This is a genomic window from Kocuria sp. APC 4018 (assembly GCF_030407675.1).
Lineage (GTDB): Bacteria > Actinomycetota > Actinomycetes > Actinomycetales > Micrococcaceae > Kocuria > Kocuria rhizophila.
Window position 1 is genome coordinate 36,462 of the sequence record NZ_JASDCY010000005.1, and the last position, 19,774, is coordinate 56,235.

Annotated in this window: 19 protein-coding genes and 1 tRNA gene; 10 read left to right on the top strand and 10 right to left on the bottom strand. The window is 71.5% G+C overall.

Annotated features, from left to right (window positions below):
* Positions 1-10: 10 nt before the first annotated feature.
* Both QL985_RS01805 and QL985_RS01810 read right to left on the bottom strand, forming a co-directional pair.
* Positions 11-1,828: an MDR family MFS transporter gene (locus tag QL985_RS01805; protein WP_290147424.1), complete on the bottom strand. Its 1,818-nt coding sequence runs from the start codon at positions 1,826-1,828 to the stop codon at positions 11-13.
* Positions 1,825-2,445, bottom strand: coding sequence for a TetR/AcrR family transcriptional regulator (locus QL985_RS01810; RefSeq protein ID WP_290147426.1), 621 nt, complete (start codon positions 2,443-2,445; stop codon positions 1,825-1,827). Before QL985_RS01810 ends, QL985_RS01805 begins: the two co-directional genes overlap by 4 nt.
* A 213-nt stretch (positions 2,446-2,658) precedes the next feature.
* Between QL985_RS01810 and QL985_RS01815 the strand changes: the two genes are divergently transcribed.
* The 6 genes from QL985_RS01815 to QL985_RS01840 all read left to right on the top strand — a co-directional run bounded on the left by QL985_RS01815 (position 2,659) and on the right by QL985_RS01840 (position 9,084).
* On the top strand, positions 2,659-3,693 hold the full coding sequence (locus QL985_RS01815) for a hypothetical protein (RefSeq protein ID WP_290147428.1): 1,035 nt from the start codon (positions 2,659-2,661) through the stop codon (positions 3,691-3,693).
* Entirely contained in the window at positions 3,690-4,928 is a 1,239-nt protein-coding gene (locus tag QL985_RS01820; protein WP_290147430.1) for a glycosyltransferase, read from the top strand. The genes QL985_RS01815 and QL985_RS01820 overlap by 4 nt, the downstream gene beginning before the upstream one ends.
* Positions 4,921-5,871, top strand: coding sequence for a WcbI family polysaccharide biosynthesis putative acetyltransferase (locus QL985_RS01825; protein ID WP_059280938.1), 951 nt, complete (start codon positions 4,921-4,923; stop codon positions 5,869-5,871). Before QL985_RS01820 ends, QL985_RS01825 begins: the two co-directional genes overlap by 8 nt.
* Positions 5,868-6,515 carry a DUF3253 domain-containing protein gene (locus QL985_RS01830; RefSeq protein ID WP_290147431.1) on the top strand — a complete coding sequence of 216 codons (648 nt, stop codon included), beginning with the start codon at positions 5,868-5,870 and terminating at the stop codon, positions 6,513-6,515. The genes QL985_RS01825 and QL985_RS01830 overlap by 4 nt, the downstream gene beginning before the upstream one ends.
* Positions 6,516-6,545: 30 nt before the next feature.
* The gene (locus QL985_RS01835; protein ID WP_290147433.1) at positions 6,546-7,730 is read left to right on the top strand and encodes a M20 family metallopeptidase; all 1,185 of its coding nucleotides are present in this window, start codon (positions 6,546-6,548) and stop codon (positions 7,728-7,730) included.
* A 169-nt stretch (positions 7,731-7,899) separates the two neighbouring features.
* Entirely contained in the window at positions 7,900-9,084 is a 1,185-nt protein-coding gene (locus QL985_RS01840) for a M20 family metallopeptidase (protein ID WP_019309580.1), read from the top strand.
* Positions 9,085-9,118: 34 nt separating this feature from the next.
* Here the strand turns inward: QL985_RS01840 and QL985_RS01845 are convergent, their stop codons facing one another.
* The 4 genes from QL985_RS01845 to QL985_RS01860 all read right to left on the bottom strand — a co-directional run bounded on the left by QL985_RS01845 (position 9,119) and on the right by QL985_RS01860 (position 11,608).
* Entirely contained in the window at positions 9,119-10,048 is a 930-nt protein-coding gene (locus tag QL985_RS01845) for a cation diffusion facilitator family transporter (protein ID WP_019309579.1), read from the bottom strand.
* Positions 10,048-10,527, bottom strand: coding sequence for a metalloregulator ArsR/SmtB family transcription factor (locus QL985_RS01850; protein WP_047978166.1), 480 nt, complete (start codon positions 10,525-10,527; stop codon positions 10,048-10,050). The genes QL985_RS01845 and QL985_RS01850 overlap by 1 nt, the downstream gene beginning before the upstream one ends.
* Positions 10,528-10,723: 196 nt before the next feature.
* Positions 10,724-11,365 (bottom strand): pyroglutamyl-peptidase I, encoded by a 642-nt coding sequence (locus QL985_RS01855; protein ID WP_019309577.1) that lies wholly within the window; start codon positions 11,363-11,365, stop codon positions 10,724-10,726.
* Between the two features lie 170 nt (positions 11,366-11,535).
* Positions 11,536-11,608 (bottom strand) — tRNA-Ala (locus tag QL985_RS01860).
* Between the two features lie 109 nt (positions 11,609-11,717).
* Here QL985_RS01860 and QL985_RS01865 point away from each other — a divergent pair.
* Positions 11,718-12,734 carry a LysR substrate-binding domain-containing protein gene (locus QL985_RS01865; RefSeq protein ID WP_019309576.1) on the top strand — a complete coding sequence of 339 codons (1,017 nt, stop codon included), beginning with the start codon at positions 11,718-11,720 and terminating at the stop codon, positions 12,732-12,734.
* 108 nt (positions 12,735-12,842) lie between these two features.
* Here the strand turns inward: QL985_RS01865 and QL985_RS01870 are convergent, their stop codons facing one another.
* Entirely contained in the window at positions 12,843-13,919 is a 1,077-nt protein-coding gene (locus tag QL985_RS01870; protein ID WP_019309575.1) for a mechanosensitive ion channel family protein, read from the bottom strand.
* A 128-nt stretch (positions 13,920-14,047) separates the two neighbouring features.
* Positions 14,048-15,079 (bottom strand): magnesium/cobalt transporter CorA, encoded by a 1,032-nt coding sequence (corA, locus tag QL985_RS01875; protein ID WP_019309574.1) that lies wholly within the window; start codon positions 15,077-15,079, stop codon positions 14,048-14,050.
* Positions 15,080-15,116: 37 nt separating this feature from the next.
* Between corA and QL985_RS01880 the strand changes: the two genes are divergently transcribed.
* The 3 genes from QL985_RS01880 to QL985_RS01890 all read left to right on the top strand — a co-directional run bounded on the left by QL985_RS01880 (position 15,117) and on the right by QL985_RS01890 (position 18,012).
* Positions 15,117-15,635 (top strand): NUDIX hydrolase, encoded by a 519-nt coding sequence (locus QL985_RS01880; protein ID WP_019309573.1) that lies wholly within the window; start codon positions 15,117-15,119, stop codon positions 15,633-15,635.
* A complete protein-coding gene (locus QL985_RS01885; RefSeq protein WP_121241176.1) occupies positions 15,632-16,684 on the top strand; it encodes a glycine betaine ABC transporter substrate-binding protein in 1,053 nt (350 codons plus the stop codon). Before QL985_RS01880 ends, QL985_RS01885 begins: the two co-directional genes overlap by 4 nt.
* Before the next feature lie 110 nt (positions 16,685-16,794).
* Positions 16,795-18,012: a pyridoxal phosphate-dependent aminotransferase gene (locus QL985_RS01890; protein ID WP_019309571.1), complete on the top strand. Its 1,218-nt coding sequence runs from the start codon at positions 16,795-16,797 to the stop codon at positions 18,010-18,012.
* Between the two features lie 13 nt (positions 18,013-18,025).
* Here QL985_RS01890 and QL985_RS01895 read toward each other — a convergent pair whose 3' ends face one another.
* On the bottom strand, positions 18,026-18,316 hold the full coding sequence (locus tag QL985_RS01895) for an exodeoxyribonuclease VII small subunit (RefSeq protein WP_019309570.1): 291 nt from the start codon (positions 18,314-18,316) through the stop codon (positions 18,026-18,028).
* Positions 18,317-18,418: 102 nt separating this feature from the next.
* Positions 18,419-19,738 (bottom strand): exodeoxyribonuclease VII large subunit, encoded by a 1,320-nt coding sequence (gene xseA / locus QL985_RS01900; RefSeq protein WP_019309569.1) that lies wholly within the window; start codon positions 19,736-19,738, stop codon positions 18,419-18,421.
* Positions 19,739-19,774: the final 36 nt, after the last annotated feature.

Here is a 19,774-nt window from a genome sequence, read left to right on the forward strand (position 1 = left end):
GCGGCGGGACTCAGGCGCGGTGGCGCGGCGCCCGGCGTCCTGACCTGCGGGTCCGCTGGGCAGATCCCTCACCCGTGGAAACGGGGGTGGTGCCGGCGTCCGCCCCACCGGTGGCGGGTCGGGCCGCAACGGGCGCGGACTCACGCTCGGCGGCACCAGTGGCTTCGGCGTCCGCCGACACCGCCGCGTCCTCCACGCTGTCAGAGGCGTCAGAGGCGTCAGTGGTGCCCGTGGCACCGGACTCCGTGACATTTGCCTGCACCGTGGAGATCTCGCCGGTCCCGGTGCGGTCCACGCGGGTGGCCAGGGGCTTCTCCTCCACGAACAGCAGCAGCAGGAACGCCACCACGGCCAGCGGGATCATGGCCAGGAAGATGGGCAGCAGCGCGTCGTTGTAGGACTGGATGACCGGGTCCTGGATCATCTGCGGCAGCTCGTGCACCGTCTCCGGCGTGAAGGAGTTGGCGTCCACGGAGCCGGAGGCCTGGGGAGGCATCGGCGGCAGGTTCTCCGCCAGCAGGTCCTTCAGGCGGGAGATGAACAGCGAACCCACCACGGCGGAGCCCACGGTGGCGCCCACCTGGCGGAAGAAGTTGCTGGAGGCGGTGGCCGTGCCCACGATCCGGTTGGGAACGGAGTTCTGCACGATCAGCACCAGGATCTGCATGGTGAGACCGATGCCGATGCCGAACACCGAGAGGAACACGCACATCTTCCACGTGGGGTCCGAGACCTCCAGGGTGGACATGAGCCACAGGCCCACGGCCATGATGCTCATGCCCACCAGGGGGAACAGCTTGTAGCGTCCGGTGCGGGAGACGATCTGCCCGGACACGATGGACGCGACCAGCAGGGACCCCATCATGGGGGTCATGAGCAGACCGGCCTGCGTGGCGTCCACGCCCTTGACCATCTGGATGTAGGTGGGCATGTAGCCGATCGCACCGAACATGGCCACACCCACGGCCAGGCCGGTGAGCGTGGTCAGGGTGAAGTTGCGGTCCTTGAACAGGGCCAGCGGGATCACGGGGCTCGTGGCGCGGGTCTCGGCCACCACGAACGCGATGGCACCCGCCACGGTGGTGGCGCTCAGCAGCAGGATCTGTGGGGAGGTCCAGTCGTACTGGGTGCCTCCCCACGTGCACACCAGGATCAGGCAGGTGGTTGTGGCGGCAAGCAGCGCCATGCCCAGGAAGTCGATGCGCGTGTTCTCCTCGCGGGGACGCGGCGGCACACGCAGGAACACGGCCACGGCGGCGATCGCGAGCAGGCCGAGGGGGATGTTCAGGGAGAACGCCCAGCGCCAGCCGGGGCCCTCCGTGAGCCAGCCGCCCAGCAGCGGGCCGGCCACCGAGGACACGGCGAACACGGCGCCCATGACGCCCATGTACTTGCCGCGCTCACGGGCGGGAACCACGTCCGCAATGGAGGTCTGGGCGAGGATGATGAGTCCGCCACCGCCCAGGCCCTGCACCACGCGCGCGGCGATGAGCCAGCCCATGGTTCCGGCCGCAGCACCCATGCCGGAGCCGATGAGGAACAGCACCAGGGCGGCGATCAGGACGGGCTTGCGGCCCAGGAGGTCGGAGATGCGCCCGTAGACGGGCATCATCACTGTGGAGGCCAGGATGTAGCCGGTGATGACCCAGCTCATGTGGTCCACGCCGCCCAGCTCGCCCACGATGGTGGGCAGGGCGGTGGAGAGGATGGTCTGGTCCAGGGACGCGAGCAGCATGACGATCATGAGGCTCGCGAACAGCAGTCCCAGGTGTGGGGTTTTCTCTTCCGTTGCGGGGCCGGCTGCGGCCCGGGAAGCGGTGGCGGTCATGCAATCTCCTTGAAAGCGGTGCGGAAGACGCCGATGGCGTGGTCGAGAGCGTGCTGGACGGCGGCGTCGTCGGAGACGGTGGCCAGGTGGGTGTCGGTGCGGAAGGCGAACTTGATCACGGAACCCGCCAGCAGGACGTAGGCGTGGGTGGTCTCCTCGGAGCGGGGCATGGCGCCCTGCCCGGCCTGTTCGGCCACCGTGGAGACCACGAGGTTCTCGGCGGCGTTGACGTGGATGCCGATGCGCCGCTTGAGCTCGGGGTACTGCTCCACGAGCTCTCGGCGGCGGGACACGAACTCGGGCGGCCCGGTGGACTCCCGCAGGACGTCCATGAACAACCGCACGGTCCGGGCGAACTCGTCCCCGGTGCTGCGGTCCATGTAGCGGGCGTGCGCGTACTCGGAGATCTGCGGCGGGGTGATGCCCAGCACCGCGTCCTCCTTGCTCGCGTAGTAGTTGAAGAACGTGCGCCGGGAGATGCCCGCGTTCTCCGCGATCGCGTCCACCGTGGTGTCGGAGAAGCTGCCACCGGCGGCCAGCTCGAGCGCGGCCTGGTGGATCTCCGTGAGGGTGCGCGCGCGATGCCGTTCACGCAACGAGGGTTGTGGATGTGTCACGCGCCAACTTTATGCACTCGTGCAAACTTGCACAAGTGCAGACTTTGCCCTGAGTGTATGATCCCGGTCACGGAAGCGCGCCTCGGCCCCTGAGCGGATGCCTGCGGGGCGGGGGAGCGGACGGCATTCGGTCGAGCCCCGCCGCACGCAGCCTGGTGTCCCACCGCCCGGGCCCCCACGGTGCGGGTCTGCGGGCCCCGATACAGTGGGTGTGTGACAGCACCCTTACTGGCCTGTGTGGGGCCCGCTCAGCACGGCGTGCGGATGCACGCGGAGAACCTCGCGGCCCACACGCCGCACGCGTCCACGGTCGTGGGCCCCCTCGACCGCGTGCGCACGGAACTGCTCGCCGGGCGGTCCCCGGTGCACCTGCACTTCACGGACCGCATCTTCGGGTCCACGCCCGCCGGCGCCGCGGACGCAGTGGTCGAGATCGCGCGCGTCCGCCCGGTCACCGTGACGCTCCACGACCTCCCGCAGCCCGCCAACGGCCACGCGTTCGAGGCCCGCCGCGCGTGCTACGCCCGGGTGGCCGACGCCGCCCGCACCGTCATCGTGAGCAGCGAGTCCGAGCGGGCCCAGCTGGCACGGCACGTCCCGACCACGGGCACGGCTCCCGTGCTCGTGGCGCCCCTGCCGGTCGATCCGCCGGAGCGCGGGGCCTGGGACGCCGCTCGACGCCACGCCGCCACGGGGCAGCGCCCCACCGAGTCCGAGCGCCCCACCGTGGCCATGCTCGGCTTCCTCTACCCGGGCAAGGGCCACGACCGCGTGGTGGAAGCCCTGGCGGACGTGCCGTTCCCGGTGGACGTGCTCGCGCTCGGACGTGCGTCGGACGGTCACGAGGACCTCGTGGAGGAACTGGACGACGCCGCGCGCCGCGCCGGTCACACGTTCCGCGCCACGGGCTTCCTGGACGACGCCGCCCTGACCCGTGCCGCGCAACAGGTCACGGTCCCGGTGGTCGCCCCCGCGCACGTCTCGGCCTCCGGGTCCGTGGGGCGCTGGATCAGCGCCGGGCGCCGCCCGCTGGTCACGCCCCATCCGTTCTTCGAGGAGCTTGCCGCACGGGCTCCGTGGGCGCTCACCCTCACCGACGATCTGCCCGGTGCACTGCGCCTTGCCCTTTCGGACCCGGCGGGCACGTGGATCGCGCCGGGCGAGTGGCGCACCGCCGACCTGCCGTCCAGTGCGGTGGCCGCGGCCGTGCAGTGGGAGCAGATCACCGGCGGCGGGGAGCTGTCATGACGGTTGAGCCCGCCGCCCCGCCCCGCGTGAGCGTGGTGATCCCCTACTTCGAGAACCAACGCGGTCTGGACCGGCTGCTCGCGGCCCTCGCCCGCCAGGACATGGCCGCCCGGGAGTTCGAGGTGGTCATCGCCGACGACGGGTCCGCCACCCCGCCCGTCCTTCCCGCCACTGAGTTCGCGTGCACGGTGATGCGCCAGGAGAACCTGGGCTTCCGAGCCGGCGCCGCGCGCAACCTGGGCGCGCGGGCGTCGTCGGGAACGGTGCTCGTGTTCCTGGACGGGGACATGATCCCCGAGCCGGGTTTCCTCACCGCGCTGCTCGCGGGCCGCGACGCCGCGGACGACGGCCACGGTGCGCTCGCCGTGGGAGCGCGCCACCACGCGGAGCTGTCGGAGTTGGAGATCCCGGACGTGCTGCGCTGGGTGGCGGGGGAGGACGTGCCCCGGGCGCGGCGTCTGGAGGATCCCGCGTGGCTCGCGGAGGGCTACGCGCGCACCGCGAATCTGCGCGAGGCGGGCGTGGAGGACTTCCGGCTGGTCATCAGTGCGCTGCTGGCCGTGGACCGGGAGCTCTTCGAGCGCTGCGGCGGTTTCGACGAGTCCCTCGTGGGCTACGGCGGCGAGGACTGGGACCTCGCCCACCGGTGCCGGCAGCTCGGGGCGAACCTCGCCCACGTGCCGGGGGCCGGGGCGTGGCACGACGGTCCGGACCTCGGTGGGCGGGCGGACACTCGCGCGGTGAAGGACGCGGAGACCCTCGCCCTCGCGCAGCGCATCCCGCTGCCGAGCACGCGCGGGATCGGCGTGGTCTTCGAGCAGCCCTGGGCGGTGGTGCGTGTGCACGGCCACCGCGAGGACGCCGAGGCGTATCTCACCGCGTGCCACCTGCTGCGGGACACGGACGCCGGGCTGTGGTTCGTGGACCGCCAGGACGTTCCGGCCGCGTTGGCCGCGGACCCGCGCGTGCGCACGGGGGAGCCGCCGGCCGGGATGCTGGAGCGCGCCCTCGTGCTCGCGGACGCCCACGCTCCGCTGACGCTGGGCGAGCCCCTGCGGGTGTGGTGCGAGCGCGGAGAGAGCGAGGTGCCGGGAGTGCTCACGGTGCGCTCGGTGCGCGCCGTCCACCGCGGGGAGTCGTCTCCGCGGCGCATGCCTCGCGACCACGCCGACTGCGCGGTGCACCCCGCAGACACCGACCGACGACTCGAGGACAGGGTGGGCCACCATGGCTGAGCTGGGATTCGACCCGCAGGACGAGGGCCGCCGCGCCCACTACGGGGACTTCTACGGGCTGAGCGAGCTCCCGGACAAGCCCCTGTTCGCCGTGCACGGCAACTGCCAGGCGGAGTCCCTGCGCGTGCTGCTGCACGGCGCGCTCGCCGGCGACTGGCACGGGGTGCGGATGCCCCCGGTGCACGAGCTGCTGGAGCAGGACCTGCCGCACCTGCACGCCCTGCTGCCCCGACTGTCCCTGCTGGTCACGCAGCCGATCGCGGCGGGCTACCGGGGGCTTCCGCTGGGCACCGACGAGGTCCTGGCGCGGCTGTCCCCGGACGCCCGGGTGGTGCGGGTCCCCGTGATGCGCTGGACCGCGCTCATGCCCACGCTCGCGATCGTCCGCGCCCCCGGGGTCGGAGATCCACCGATCGCGCCGTACCACGACCTCCGGGTGCTCACCGCGGCCGCCCGTGGAGAGCGGAGCGTGGACCTCGCCCCGCCGTCCGCCGACGCCGCCCGGGCCGCCCGTGAGGAGTCGCTCGCCCAGCTCCGGCTGCGTCAGGACGCCCACCGCACGCTCGACGCCGCCTCCCTGCTGGACGCCGCCGGACCCAACGCGGTGCACGTGATCAACCACCCGGGCAACGGGGTGCTGCGGGCAGTGGCGTCCGCGGTCCTGGACGAGGCGGGGCTGTCAGCGCCGGTCCCGGATCCGGGGCGGGTGCTGCTGGGCGGGATCCGGGCGCCCATCCTGGCGAGCACCCTCGAAGCTCTCGGGCACGACCCTGCGGAGCTCGAGGGTGGGCCGCACGAGGACTGGATCATCCACGGGGAGCACGTTCCCGCGCAGGACATCGCCGCCGAGCACCTGCGCTGGTACGCACAGCACCCGTCCGTGGTGACTGCCGGGCTGCGGCGCCACGAGCACCTGATTCAACGACTGGGATTAAGCGCATGAGCACGGACGAGGCACGCGGGAACGGGTCCACGGAACCGGGCGAGGACCGGGCGAATGGTCCTGCGCCATCGGGCGAGGACCGAGGGAACGGTCCCGCAGCAACGGGCGAGGACGGGCAGGGAGGCGGCGGAGCGGCGTCGTCGGGCCCGGAGCGCACCCCGGACGGGCACCACATCGTGGTCAACGGACGGAAGTGGCGGGCCACAGACACCGGGATCCCCGAGACGTTCCGCAAGGAACTCGTGGCCGAGCTGATGAGCGCGCGGCGCGCCGTGAAGTCCAGGGACGAGCACGCGCGGGACCGCGTGCAGGATGCCAAGGTGGCGCTGGGCGAGCGCGGGGAGCCGTGGTGGGAGGAGCCCAGCGAGGACGGGCTGCGCGCGCGGGAGGCCGCGACCATCCGCGCGCTGCTGCGGCACCGGGCGGGGAAGACCATCTGCCCGTCGGACGTGGCCCGCGCCCTGGGCGGGGACGACTGGCGGGACCTCATGCCGCAGATCCGGGACGTGGCGGGGGAGATGGCCGGTGTGGGAGAAGTCACAGTCACTCAAAAAGGTGAGACAGTGGACCCTTGTACAGCCCGCGGTCCCATCCGGCTGGCACCGGGACCGGACCTCGCGGGGATGCCCGCGGACGGGGAGTGATCCCGCCCGCCGAGACCGAGGAGTCCGCACGTGAGCTTCCTGGACGACGCCCACCGGATGCACGACGAGCTGGTGGCGCTGCGCCGCACACTGCACACCAACCCCGAACTGGGCACCGACCTGCCGTGGACGCAGCAGCAGGTCCTCGCCGCGCTGGACGGGTGCGGGTTGGAGCTCACGAAGGGCGAGTCGCTCACGTCGGTGACCGCGGTGCTGCGAGGGGCGAAGCCCGGGCCCACGGTGCTGCTGCGCGGTGACATGGACGGGCTGCCCGTGGTGGAGCAGACCGGGCTGGACTACGCCTCGACCAACGGGGCGATGCACGCGTGCGGTCACGACCTCCACACCGCCGCCCTGGTGGGTGCGGCCAGGCTGCTGAGCGCGCGCCGGGACGAGCTCGCCGGGAACATCGTGTTCATGTTCCAGCCGGGGGAGGAGGGTCCGGGCGGCGCCAAGCCCATGATCGAGGAGGGCGTGCTGGACATCGCCGGGGAGCGCGTGGTGGCGGCCTACGGCATCCACGTGAACCCCGGGCCGCTGGGGCAGTTCAGCTACCGGCCCGGGACCGCGATGGCCGGGGCCAACAACCTCACCGTGACCTTCCACGGACGCGGCGGGCACGGCTCGCAGCCCCACACCGCGCTGGACCCCGTGACGGCCGTGTGCGAGTTCGGCACCGCGCTGCAGACCATGGTCACCCGCCGGTTCGGCGTGTTCGACCCCGTGGTGGCCACCATGACCCGGCTCTCCGCCGGCGAGGTGAACAACGTGATCCCCGAGAGCGCCTGGATCTCCGGGGACGTGCGCACCCTGTCCCCGGAGACGTCCGCACGGTTCCCGCGGCTCGTGACGGAGCTCGCGGACGGGATCGCCGCGGCCCACGGGCTCACCGCGCAGGTGGACTGGTCCCCGCTGTACCCGCCCACGGTCAACGACGCCGCCGAGGCCGCCTTCGTGAGCGACACGCTCGCCCGCGTGTTCGGCCCGGAGCGCGTGTCCCGGAACCCGGACCCCCGCATGGGCTCGGAGGACTTCTCGTTCGTGCTGCGCGAGGTCCCCGGGTGCTACTTCTTCCTGCACTGCACCCCGCCCGAGGTGGATCCCGCGGACGCCGGCTGGAACCACTCGCCCACGGTGCTCTTCGACGACTCCGTCCTGGGGGACCAGGCCGCCGCGCTTGCCGAGGTGGCGTGGGAGCGAGTGGCGCGGGGCTGAGCCGCCCACCGATGTCCCGGCCGGCCTCGTGCGGGGCCGCTTCCTGGGCCCTGTGAGCCGGGACCTGTGCGCCATCGACTGGGCCGCCACGTTCCCCTTGGGGGTCGCCGTGTGGTCTGGCGGCCCACCGACCACCACCCACCCGTTCCCGTTGTGAAGGAGTTCCACCATGTCGTTCCTCGACCATGCCACGTCCCTGCAGCCGGAGCTCGTTGCCCTGCGCCGCTCCCTGCACGCCCACCCGGAGGTGGGCAACGACCTCCCGTGGACCCAGCAGCGGATCGTCGAGGCCCTGGACGGGCTGGACCTGGAGGTCACCCTGGGGCACTCGGTGTCCTCGGTGGTCGCGGTGCTCCGTGGCGCCAGGCCCGGGCCCACGGTGCTGCTGCGCGGCGACATGGACGGGCTGCCGGTGACCGAGCAGACCGGGCTGGAGTACGCCTCGACCACCGGGGCGATGCACGCGTGCGGTCACGACCTGCACATGGCCGGGCTGGTGGGAGCGGCGCACCTGCTGAGCGCGCGGAGGGACGAGCTCGCCGGGAGCGTGGTGTTCATGTTCCAGCCGGGGGAGGAGGGCCCGGGCGGTGCCAAGCCCATGATCGAGGAGGGGCTGCTGGAGGTCACGGGCGAGAAGCCGGTGGCCGCGTACGGGATCCACGTGTTCCCCGGGGAGCGCGGGCTGTTCACGTACCGCCCCGGCACCGCGATGGCGGGCGCCAACTACCTCCACGTCACGTTCCACGGCGAGGGAGGACACGGGTCCCAGCCGCACACCGCCAAGGACCCCGTTCCCGCGCTGCTCGAGTTCGGCACGGCCCTGCAGACCATGGTCACGCGGCGGTTCAGCGTGTTCGACCCCGTGGTCGCCTCCATCACGCAGCTCTCCGCGGGCGAGGCGATCAACGTGATCCCGGGCCGCGCGAGCCTGGGCGCGAGCGTTCGCACGCTGTCCGCGGCCAGTGACGAGGCCTTCCCCGCCGCCGTGCGCGAGCTGGCCCACGGCATCGCCGCCGCCCACGGTGTGCGCGCCGAGGTGGAGTGGACCGTGCTGTACCCGCTCACCCTCAACGACGACGCGGAGACGGCGTTCGTGGCGAACACCCTGGCCGAGCTGGTGGGGGAGGAGCACGTGCGCCAGGATGCGGACCCGCTCATGGGTTCCGAGGACTTCTCGTTCGTGCTCGACCAGGTCCCGGGCTGCTTCTTCTTCCTGGAGTGCAGCCCTCCGGACCTGGACCAGGAGAATCCCGGGTGGAACCACTCGCCCACGGTGCTGTTCGACGACGCCGTGCTGGGCACCCAGGCCGCGGCGCTCGCCGAGCTCGCGTGGCGGCGCCTGCAGCGGGACTGATCGGCCGGTCACTCCGGGGGCAGTGGGACCCGGCTCAGGCGTGCAGGACCTCGTGGGACTCGGAGTCGCGGATCTCCACGGTCTCGATCTGGAACGTGGAGTGGTGGACCGAGACGTCGAAGTGCTCGGCCACGCACGTCTTGACGTCCTTGAGCAGGTCGGCGGCGTGGCCGTCCCGGAAGCACTCGTCCTCCACCACCACGTGGGCGCTGATGGTGGGCAGGCCCGTGGCGACCGTGGAGGCGTGGACGTCGTGCACGTCCACCACGTGGTGCAGCCCCATGATGTGCTCGCGGAACAGGTCCAGGTCGAGACCCCGGGGCGTGAACTCCATGAGCACCGCCGCGGTCTCGCGCATGATGGTGACCGCCCGCGGCAGGATCAGCGCGGCGATGAACAGGGCGGCCACGGTGTCCGCCTGCTGGAAGCCGGTGGTGGCGATGACCACGGCGGCCACGATGACGCCGAGGGACCCCAGGGCGTCGTTGGCCACCTCCAGGAACGCGGCGCGCATGTTGAAGTTGGCGCCGCGCCCGGAGGCGAGCACCAGGATGGCGACCACGTTGCACGCCAGGCCGATCGCACCGAACACGAGCAGCTCGGTGGGTGGCACAACCCGGGGCTCCAGCAGCCGCCGGATGCCCTCGACCACGGCGAAGATCCCCACGCCCAGCAGGAGGGTGGCCTGCGCGAGGGCGGCGATGACCTCCACACGTCGGAACCCCCACGTGTGCTTGGAACTCGCAGGGCGGCGCATCAGGTGGGCCGCCACCAGGGCGACCAGCAGACCGAGGGCGTCCGTGAGGGCGTGCACGGTGTCCGTGAGCAGGGCGAGGCTGCCCGTGAGCACGGAGCCCACCGCCTGGGCGAGGACCATTCCGGCGGTCAGCCCGAACGCGATCCACAGCCGGCCGCGGTGGTCGCCCGCGCCAGCGCCGTGGTCGTGCGCGTGGCCGGCGCCCATCAGAGGGACTCCTGCCGCGGCGTCGTCGGCGCAGCTGCGGCCCCGGTGAGCGGGGCGCCCGTGGCCGAGTTCCCGGAAAGGACCCCGGAGGGGTGGCCGTCCGGGAAGGGCTCCTGGTTGGCGGGAGGGTGGTGCAGGTGCGTGCACAGCACCGCGCGGGTGCCCGTTGCACCCAGCAGCTGCTCGGCCGCCGCGATGAGTCCCGCCAGCTCGTGGGGGTGCGTGAGGGAGTACCACGTGGCGCGGCCCTCGGGGCGGGAACGGATGAGCCCGCACTGCGCCAGAAAGCTCAGGTGCTTGCTCACCGTGGACTGCGCAAGCCCCATGTGGGCCACGAGATCCCGCACGCGGTGCTCGCCGGAGGCCAGATGCTGCAGGACCGCCAGGCGGGTGGGCTCGCTCAGGGCCTGGAAGAGGTGCGCGTACGCGTGGGTGGCCTGCTCATCGAGTGCAGGGAGGTCGGTAGGACAGATCGCCATGCAACGATGATATCGCTGACAAGGCGGATGTGTCTGCCTAGAGGAGACCTCTGCGGCGGACGAGACGAGCTCACCGGACGCGAGGAACCTGCCGCCGGAGGGTGGCCCGGTCCCGGTGCAGTCCACCGCGTCAGTGCCGCGAGCGGAGTGCTCCGGCCCGAGCTGCACAGTGAACGGTGGCCGCTCACTGAGGCGCTCAAGAGTGATGAGGTCGTAGCTGCCGCGCGGCGGCGCCCACCGCCGCGGCCAGGGCGTGGGTGATGTCGTTGAAGTTCAGCGCGGACTCCGCGCGGGCATTCTCCGGGTCGGTCTCGGCGCCGATGCTCGCGGTTCCCTGTGACCTGACCGCGGGCACGTGGATGAACGTGGCGGGCAGGTCTGTTCGGTGCAGGGCGGTCCAGAAGACGGCGTTGCACAGGAATGCACCAGCGTCCTCGGACACCTCCGCGGGAACTCCCGCGTCCTGAATGGCCCGGGTCAGAGCCGCAGGATCGAGGCGGGACTCGAGGCGTGCGGGCCCGGGGGCCAGGGGAGCGGCATCCCGCACCACACCGTCGTTGTCCGGGATGCGCCCGTGCCCCAGGTTCCTGGCCCAGCGCTCCGGAGTGACGACCGCGCGGCCACCCGCTTCTCCCACGGCGATGATCGCGTCCGGCTGGTGGGTCTCGACAGCCCGCAGCAGCGCCGGACCGGCGCCGGACCACGTCACCGGGAGGATCGCCGTGGCGAGGTTCACGCCGTCCGGACCAGGGATCTCGCCGAGCCGCTGGACGGCGGTGCCGCTCGCGTTCTCCGTTTCACCGCCGAAGGGCTCGAAGCCTGTCACGAGGATCTTCATGGGCCCACCGTATCGCCGCTCGGCGCACCGGCCGATGCTCGCGGAATGCGCGGTGTCCCTGGGGCAGGAGCCACCGGAGGCAGCAAGAAGGCCCCGGAACGGTGCGTTCCAGGGCCTTCTCGGCGTTCCCTCGATCCTTCGTGCGAAAGCACGTGACCGTGGACGTGGTGTGGAGCCTAGGGGAATCGAACCCCTGACCTTTTCATTGCGAACGAAACGCTCTACCAACTGAGCTAAGGCCCCGAACAACAGGAGTCACTGTAGTCCTCCCGGACGGATTTCGCACATTCGCGGGGCGCCGGGTGCCCCGGGGCGGTGATCGCCGCGGCTGCACTGGCCCTAGGGTGGGTCCATGACCGCAGCGGACCCCACGCCTTCCTCGCCCCAGCTCTCCTCCGCAGATCCCGCAGACGGCCCCGATGACGTTCGCGGCACCGCTGCGCCCGCCCCGGGCCACGACGACGCCGCGCCTGCCCCGGGCCACGACGACGCCGCTCCCGCATCGGCCCACGACGACGCTCCTGCTCACGAGGACGCCCTGCACCCTGGGGACCCCGAGGCCGCCGGGCCGTTCCTCACCGTCGGCTACGTCCCCGGGGTCATGCCGGGGAAGTGGCTCGGCCGGTGGCGCCAGCGCCGCATGCGGCCGGTCCTCCGGGACGAGCTGCTGACGGCCGCCGGGTGGCGGCAGGCCCTGGACTCCGGGGAGGTCACCGCGTGCTTCGTCCGCCTCGACTGGTCGCCCGAGGACCCCGACCCGGACCACCTCCGCACCACTCACCACGCGGTGCACCTCTACGACGAGCTCCAGGTGGCCGTGCTGAGCACCGACGACGTCCTGGGGGTCCTGGACAGCCTCACCACGGCACAGCTCGCGGAGGAGTCCACGCCCCAGGCACACGCGGACATCGACGACGCCGCCATGGCCGTGGAACTCGCGGCCGCCGGTGTGGGTCCCGTGGTGCTGCCGATGTCCGTGGCACGGCTGCACGCCCGCAAGGACGTCACCCACCGCGAACTCACGGACGCCCCGACCGTCCCCGTCTTCCTCGTGTGGCCCCGGGGTCTGGACGAGGACATGGAGGGCGCGGTGCAGCGCTTCGTGGGCATCGTGCGTGGGCGCAAGGAGTCCAGCGGGCGGGACGACGGCGCGGCGCCCGGCCAGGCGGCGTCGTCCGGGGTAGAGGGGCGGCCGTCACGGGCGATGAAGCCTGCGGCCTCAGAGAAGTCGCAGGAGAAGCAGCCGGCAACGCGCAGCGTCAAGCCCCAGTCCGGTGGGTGGGCCAAGGCCGGGGCGAGCACGAAGCCGGGGCTGCGCCGCAAGCCCGGGCGCAAGGTCAAGAACAGCCGGTCCAAGAAGCGGCGCTGAGCCGGGGCCTGCCTCCCGGGACGAGTCGAGCCGGACGGGAAGGGCTCCGAGCGGCGTCGGGCGAGGGTCTGTTGCGGAAAGAGTGGCAGCGGAGGCCGAGCCTGTGGCTCAGCCGTCCCCGCGGCGTTCCGAGGATGTGGTGCCCTCGCCGGTCTCGTCCCGGCTGGGGGTGCGGCCGTCCGGTGTGTGGCTGTCCGCGGCCGAGCCGTGGGGGTGCAGCGGGGTGGTGCGCACCTGGCCCGTGGTGGGCACACGCGGCACGGGGAAGGACGTGGTGGGCATGTCCGCGCTGGTCTCCGGCTCGGAGCCGGTGCGCACCGTGACCTGGTTGGTCAGGGGGATGCGCAGACCGTCCCGGTCCAGCATCTTCTTGATCCGCACGCGCATCACCCGGGCCACGTCCCACTGCTCCAGGGGAGCGGTCTTGACGGCCAGGCGGATGGTGATGCTCTCCCCGGAGATGTTCTCCACGCCCCACACCTCGGGGTCGTCCACGATGCTGGGGCCCACGTCCGGGTCGTGGCGCACCAGCAGGGCCTCATGCTCGATCATGTCCGCCACCAGGTCGATGTTCGTGTCGTAGGGCACGGGGATGTCCAGCACGCAGCGGGCCCAGCCCTGGGACTGGTTGCCCACCCGCAGGATCTCGCCGTTGCGCACGTGCCACAGGGTGCCCTTGACGTCCCGCACCTGGGTGACGCGCAGTCCCACGTTCTCCACGGTGCCGATCGCCTCCCCGAGGTCCACGGAGTCGCCGATGCCCAGCTGGTCCTCCGCGACCATGAAGATCCCGGACAGGTAGTCCTTCACCAGGGACTGCGCGCCGAAGGACAGGGCCACACCGGCGATGCCGGCGGAGGCGATCACCGGGGCGATGTTGAAGCCCAGTTCCGAGATGATCATGAGGATCGCGATGGCCCACACGATGATGGTGGCCACCGAAGCCAGCACCGCACCGATGGTGCGGGCCCGCAGCGCCTGCCGCTCCGAGGCCACCCCGGCGTCCTGCACCCAGCGGGACTGGCCGTGGTCGAGGCGCTTGACGATCCGGGATTGCGTGCCGCGCGCGATGCCGCGGGTGACCTTGCGGATCAGCAGGCGCACCACGGCGGAGACCACCACAGCCCCGATCAGCACCAGGAGCACGCGGAAGGGTTTGTCGAGCCAGAATTCGAGGTTGTGCATCGGCTTCAGCGTATCCGCAGCCCGTGGGTGTGCGCTTGGCGCGGCCGGGGCGGGAGCTGGGGGAGCGGCGTCGTCGGTCGGCAGGCGGGTCCCGCGGACCCGACGCAGACCCGGGGCGGCTCAGACGCTCAGAGCCAGTCCTTGACCTTGAACACCACGTACAGCGCCACGCCCACGAGCACCATGAGCACGAGCGCCATGGGGTAGCCGAAAGCCCACTCCAGTTCCGGCATGGCCTGGAAGTTCATGCCGTAGATGGAGCCCACGATGGACGGCGCGAACAGGATGGCCGCCCAGGAGGAGATCTTCTTCATCTGCTCGTTCTGCACCATCGCGGCCTCGTTCTGCCGTGCCGTGGTGAGCGTGGAGTCCAGGCTCATGGCGTCGGTCAGCGAGGAGCGCATGGACTCGAGCTTGCCGGTCACCGCGATCACGTGGTCCAGGACGTCCCGCAGGCGGTGCTGCAGCTCCTCGTGGGTGCCGTACTTGGTGAAGCCCGCGAAGTACCGCTGCATCACGGTGCTCAGGGGTGCCACGCCGCGGTGGAAGTCGTTGATCTCCCGGGCGAGCTCGTAGATCCGCTGGGACACGTTCGGTTCCCCGGCGAACAGGGCGTCCTCGATCTCGTCGATGTCGTTCTCCAGCCCGGAGAGCACCGGGAAGTAGTCGTCCACGATCTGGTCCAGCAGCGCGTAGAGCACCCCGTCCGGGCCGAAGCACAGCAGCTCCTGGTCCGCCTCCACGCGCTTGCGCACCCGGCTCACGCCACGGGACTCGGAGTGACGGATGGTGATCACGAAGTTGGGGCCGGTGAAGATGTGGATCTCCCCGATCTCCACGGTCTCGGTCTCGTCCTGGTAGACGGCCGGGCGGATCACGGTGAACAGCGTGTCCCCGTAGCGCTCCATCTTGGGCCGCTGGTGGGCCTGCACGGTGTCCTCCACGGCGAGCTCGTGCAGCTGGAAGTGCTCGGCGAGCGAGCGGATCTCCTCCGCCTCGGGGCGGTACAGCCCGATCCACGCCAGCACGGTGTCCTCGCCGCTGCCCGACTCGTCCGGCTGGTCCATGACCCGCCGCAGCAGGCTGTACGTCTCCTCCAGGGAGCGCGGGGACTCGACCTTGCGGCCGTTGCGATAGATGGCGTTCTCCACGATGCTCACCCGCCCATTATGGGGGTCCGCCACTAGACTGGCCGCCATGAGCCAGCCGTTCGATTCCCGCGTGGGCGCCTACGCCCTGATCACCCGCGACGAGCACCTCCTGCTCACGCACTGGAACCCCCGCCACCCCGATTTCGAGGGCGCGTGGACGCTTCCCGGCGGCGGCATGGAACCGGGGGAGCAGCCCGAGGAGACCATGGTGCGGGAGGTCTTCGAGGAGACCGGGTTCCACGTGGCCTCGGACGGACTCGTGGGCGTGCACAGCTACTGGATGAGCGCGGAGCAGCGCCTGGACCCCACCACGCGCGGCAACCACGCGTGCCGCGTGCTCTACACCGCGCACATCACCGGCGGTGATCTCGCGGTGGAGCAGGACGGCTCCTCGGACGACGCCGCCTGGGTCCCGTTCTCGCAGCTCGGCTCGATCAAGCGGCTGGACCTCGTGGACCAGGGGCTTCGCCTCGCGGGGCTCAGCGACGTGGTGGACGCGGCGGCCACACCGCCGGAGAACGTGGCCGAGCAGGACGTCTCCACCGAGCCCGGCGGGGACCGGTGACCCACCCCGGGCGGCTCCGGGCCGTGGCCGTGCTCGCCACGGGTGCCCTGCTGCTGAGCGGCTGCTCCGCGGGGGACGGGCAGAACGGGGCCGACGGCGGGGAACCCAGCGCGGCGGCGTCGTCCACCGGGCCCGAGACCGTGAAGATCGCCGCGGGCGTGGACACCCAGACCCGCGTGCTCGCGCACCTGTACCAGCAGCGGCTCAGCGCGGACGGTGTGCCCGCCACCGTGGTGGACGTGGGATCCACCCGCGAGGAGATCTTCGACGCGCTGCAGGACGGGCGGGCCACCATGGTCCCGGACTTCACGGGCGACCTCTACGTCTACGCGCGGCAGCACGAAGTGCCGGCCTCGCAGGCGACCGGCGCGAGCCCCACACCGGCGCCCAGCGCATCCGCGGACACCGACGCCCCGCGCGGGCTCCTGGACTCCCTCGGGCAGCTGCTGGGGATCACGGGGGAGACCGGGCCGTCCGGGGACGACGTCTACCGGGCCCTGCCGGACGTGATGCCCAGCGGTCTGGAGGTGCTGGACTCCTCCGGCGCCCAGCGCACGGACCAGGTGGTGGTCACCGCCGCCACGGACGCGCAGTACGACCTCAAGAGCCTGGACGGCGCGGGCAAGCAGTGCGGCAAGCTCGCCGTGGGGATGCCCACCGACTATGCGGACAGCGCCCAGGGGGAGCCCGGCCTGAAGGCGTACTACGACTGCGACCCCAAGGCCGCGCCCGAGTACAAGACCACCGACGAGCTCGTGAACGCGCTGCTCACCGATCAGGTGCAGGCCGCCGTGCTGCGGTCCTCGGAACCGGTGATTCAGGACGACGGGCTCGTGGCCCTGGAGGACCCCAACCGGCTCTTCCGCCCGGAGCACGCCGTGGTGGTGGGATCGGAGAAGCTGAGCGACCAGGCAGTGTCCAGCGTCAATGCCGTGACCGCGGAGCTCACCACCGAGGACCTCACCACCATCACCCGGCTCACCGGCGGTGAGGATCCGGCCATGAGCCCCGAGAAGGCGGCCACCTACCTCCGGGAGCAGCCCCGCTGATCCCGCTGTGCGTTCCGCGGGGCACCGCGCGTGCTGCGGACCGACCCGGGGACCCCGGACAGGTGCGTCGCACCGCTGAACCGCAGGGGACCCGCGAGTAGTCTGGCCCCATGGCAAAGGTGAAGCAGTCCGACAAACTGAAGAACGTCCTCTACGACATCCGCGGCCCCGTGCTGGAGCAGGCGGAGAAGATGGAGGCGGCGGGTCAGCGCATCCTGCGCCTGAACATCGGCAACCCCGCACCCTTCGGCTTCGAGGCACCGGACGCCATCCTGGTGGACATGATCAAGAACCTGCCCAACGCGCAGGGCTACTCGGACTCCCGGGGCATCTACTCAGCCCGCACCGCGGTGGTGCAGTACTACCAGACGCGCGGGATCATGAACCTGGACACCGACGACGTCTACCTGGGCAACGGCGTCTCCGAGCTGATCACCATGGCCCTGCAGGCACTGTGCAACCCTGGTGACGAGCTGCTCATCCCCTCCCCGGACTACCCGCTGTGGACCGCGTCCGTGGCGCTGTCCGGCGGCACCCCCGTGCACTACGAGTGCGACGAGGAGAACGGGTGGAACCCTGACCTCGAGGACATGGCCTCAAAGATCACGGAGCGCACCAAGGGCATCGTGGTCATCAACCCCAACAACCCCACGGGGGCGGTGTACTCCAAGGAGACCCTGCAGAAGATCGTGGACCTGGCCAAGGAGCACGACCTCATCCTGTTCTCGGACGAGATCTACGAGAAGATCACGTACGACGACGCCGAGATGATCAACACCGCGAGCCTCACCGGTGAGGACGTGCTGTGCCTGACGTTCTCCGGGCTCTCCAAGGCCTACCGCGTGGCGGGCTACCGCTCCGGGTGGCTCGCGATCACCGGGCCCAACTGGCGTGCGGAGTCCTACCTGGAGGGCATCAAGCTGCTCGCCAACATGCGCATGTGCGCGAACGTTCCGGCGCAGCACGCCATCCAGACCGCCCTGGGCGGCTACCAGTCGATCAACGACCTCATCCTCCCCGGCGGCCGGCTCAAGGCGCAGCGGGACATCGCCCACCGCAAGCTCAACGAGATCGACGGCGTCACGTGCGAGCAGGCCCGCGGCGCGCTCTACCTGTTCCCCAAGCTGGACGTGGAGAAGTTCGGGATCGTGGACGACGAGCGCTTCGCCCTGGACCTGCTCAAGGAGCAGAAGATCCTGCTCAGCCACGGCACCGCGTTCAACTGGGGCAAGCCGGACCACTTCCGGCTGGTCACCCTGCCCGCGGTGGACATGCTGGACACCGCCCTGGACCGCCTGGGCGAGTTCCTCTCGACCTACCAGCAATAGGCCAGTCCCGCTCCTACTCGGCGTCCGACGCCGCCTGGTCCCGGCTCTCCCGCCGGGCGCGGGCGGCGTCGAGCCGTTCCCGGGCGCCGTCGAGCCACTGCTCGCAACGGGTGGCCAGGGCCTCGCCGCGCTCCCACAGCCGCAGGGACTCCTCGAGGGAGGCGCCGCCCGTCTCGAGCTGGGAGACGATCTGCACGAGCTGCTCGCGGGCCTGCTCGTAGCCGAGCTGGTCCACGTCGGAGAGGTCCGGCGCGCCCTGCTGGGGGCTCTGCTGGGAGTCGGTGCTCTGGTTCTGCTGTGCCACGGTGTTCCTTCCGGTGGTGGTGCCTGGTGATGCGTGGTGTGCGGGTGCTGTGCGACCCGGGTCGGATGCCCTGTCCGGTCGCTGGTGGGACGGGCGAACGCCTCAGCGCTCGCCCGGCTGACGGGTACTGGCGGCGGTGACGTCCACGCCCAGCTCTCCGGCGGCCAGCCGCACGGTGAGGGACTGGCCCGTCTCCGCGCGGGCGGCGTCCGTGAGCACGGAGCCGTCCGCGGTCTGCACCACGGCGTAGCCGCGGTCCAGGGTCTGCTGCGGGGACAGGGCACGGACCCGGGCGCGCAGCTGGACCACGGAGTCCTGGGCCCGCAGGGCCAGGGAGTTCGCGGCAGACCAGGCGCGGGAGCGCAGCCGGTCCACGTCCTCCTCGCGCACCAGGATCATGCCCTCCGGCTGTGCGAGCACGGGACGTGAGCGCACGGTGTCCAGGCCGTGCTGCTCGCGGTCGAGCATCGAACCCACGGCGCGGTCCAGTGCGGCGCGGGCCTGGCCGAGGCGCAGCCGTTCGTCCTGGACGTCCGGCACGATGCGCTTGCCCGCGTCCGTGGGGGTCGAGGCCCGAACGTCGGCCACGTGGTCCAGCAGGGGCTGGTCGTTCTCGTGGCCGATCGCACTGACCACCGGCGTCCGGGCCGCGAAGACCGCCCGCAGCAGGGATTCGTCACTGAACGAGAGCAGGTCCTCGAAGGCACCGCCACCGCGGGCGATCACGATGACGTCCACCTCGTCCAGGGCGTCGAGCTCCTGGAGGGCCCCGATGACGGCGCGTGCCGAGCCCGAGCCCTGGACGGGGACCTCGCGGATCTCGAAATGCACACCCGGCCACCGGTTGGTGGCGTTGCGCACCACGTCCTTCTCCGCGTCCGAGTTGCGCCCGGTGATCAGCCCCACGCGGTGGGGGAGCACCGGCAGGGGCTTCTTGTGGGTCTGGTCGAACAGTCCCTCGTCCGCGAGGGACCGGCGCAGCCTCTCCAGGCGCTCCAGGAGGTCGCCGAGGCCCACGGGGCGGATGTCTCGGCCCAGCATGGAGAGCCGCCCGGTCTTGACGTAGAAGTCCGCCTTGAGGCTCACGACCACGCGCGAGCCCCGTTCCAGGGGACGCTCCAGCCGGGCCATCTCGTTCTTGAACAGGGTCACGTTCACCGAGACCTCCTCCTGGAGGTCCCGCAGGGTCACGTAGCAGACCCGGGCGCGCTCGTTGACCTCGATCACCTGGCCCTCGACCCACGCGTCCGGGGCCTTCTGGACCCAGCCGTGCAGGGAGTGGGAGAGCTTGCTCAGCGGCCAGGGGTTCTCGGGGGTGGTGTCCCGTGCCAGCCGGGGGAGCTCGGCCGGAGCACCCGCCGGCGCGGCGGAGCGCTCGGCGTCCGGGGGGAACGCGGCGCTGGGAGACGACGAGGTGTCCATGGGACATAAGTATCACCCGTCGGGGACACGCACAGC

What these genes read in the sequence shown, in the direction of transcription:
- QL985_RS01805 (WP_290147424.1), bottom strand. Translation starts at nt 1,828, where the DNA reads ATGACCGCCACCGCTTCCCGGGCCGCAGCCGGCCCCGCAACGGAAGAG.
- QL985_RS01820 (WP_290147430.1), top strand. Translation starts at nt 3,690, where the DNA reads ATGACGGTTGAGCCCGCCGCCCCGCCCCGCGTGAGCGTGGTGATCCCC.
- QL985_RS01825 (WP_059280938.1), top strand. Translation starts at nt 4,921, where the DNA reads ATGGCTGAGCTGGGATTCGACCCGCAGGACGAGGGCCGCCGCGCCCAC.
- QL985_RS01830 (WP_290147431.1), top strand. Translation starts at nt 5,868, where the DNA reads ATGAGCACGGACGAGGCACGCGGGAACGGGTCCACGGAACCGGGCGAG.
- QL985_RS01840 (WP_019309580.1), top strand. Translation starts at nt 7,900, where the DNA reads ATGTCGTTCCTCGACCATGCCACGTCCCTGCAGCCGGAGCTCGTTGCC.
- QL985_RS01845 (WP_019309579.1), bottom strand. Translation starts at nt 10,048, where the DNA reads ATGGGCGCCGGCCACGCGCACGACCACGGCGCTGGCGCGGGCGACCAC.
- QL985_RS01850 (WP_047978166.1), bottom strand. Translation starts at nt 10,527, where the DNA reads ATGGCGATCTGTCCTACCGACCTCCCTGCACTCGATGAGCAGGCCACC.
- QL985_RS01855 (WP_019309577.1), bottom strand. Translation starts at nt 11,365, where the DNA reads ATGAAGATCCTCGTGACAGGCTTCGAGCCCTTCGGCGGTGAAACGGAG.
- QL985_RS01865 (WP_019309576.1), top strand. Translation starts at nt 11,718, where the DNA reads ATGACCGCAGCGGACCCCACGCCTTCCTCGCCCCAGCTCTCCTCCGCA.
- QL985_RS01870 (WP_019309575.1), bottom strand. Translation starts at nt 13,919, where the DNA reads ATGCACAACCTCGAATTCTGGCTCGACAAACCCTTCCGCGTGCTCCTG.
- QL985_RS01880 (WP_019309573.1), top strand. Translation starts at nt 15,117, where the DNA reads ATGAGCCAGCCGTTCGATTCCCGCGTGGGCGCCTACGCCCTGATCACC.
- QL985_RS01890 (WP_019309571.1), top strand. Translation starts at nt 16,795, where the DNA reads ATGGCAAAGGTGAAGCAGTCCGACAAACTGAAGAACGTCCTCTACGAC.
- xseA (WP_019309569.1), bottom strand. Translation starts at nt 19,738, where the DNA reads ATGGACACCTCGTCGTCTCCCAGCGCCGCGTTCCCCCCGGACGCCGAG.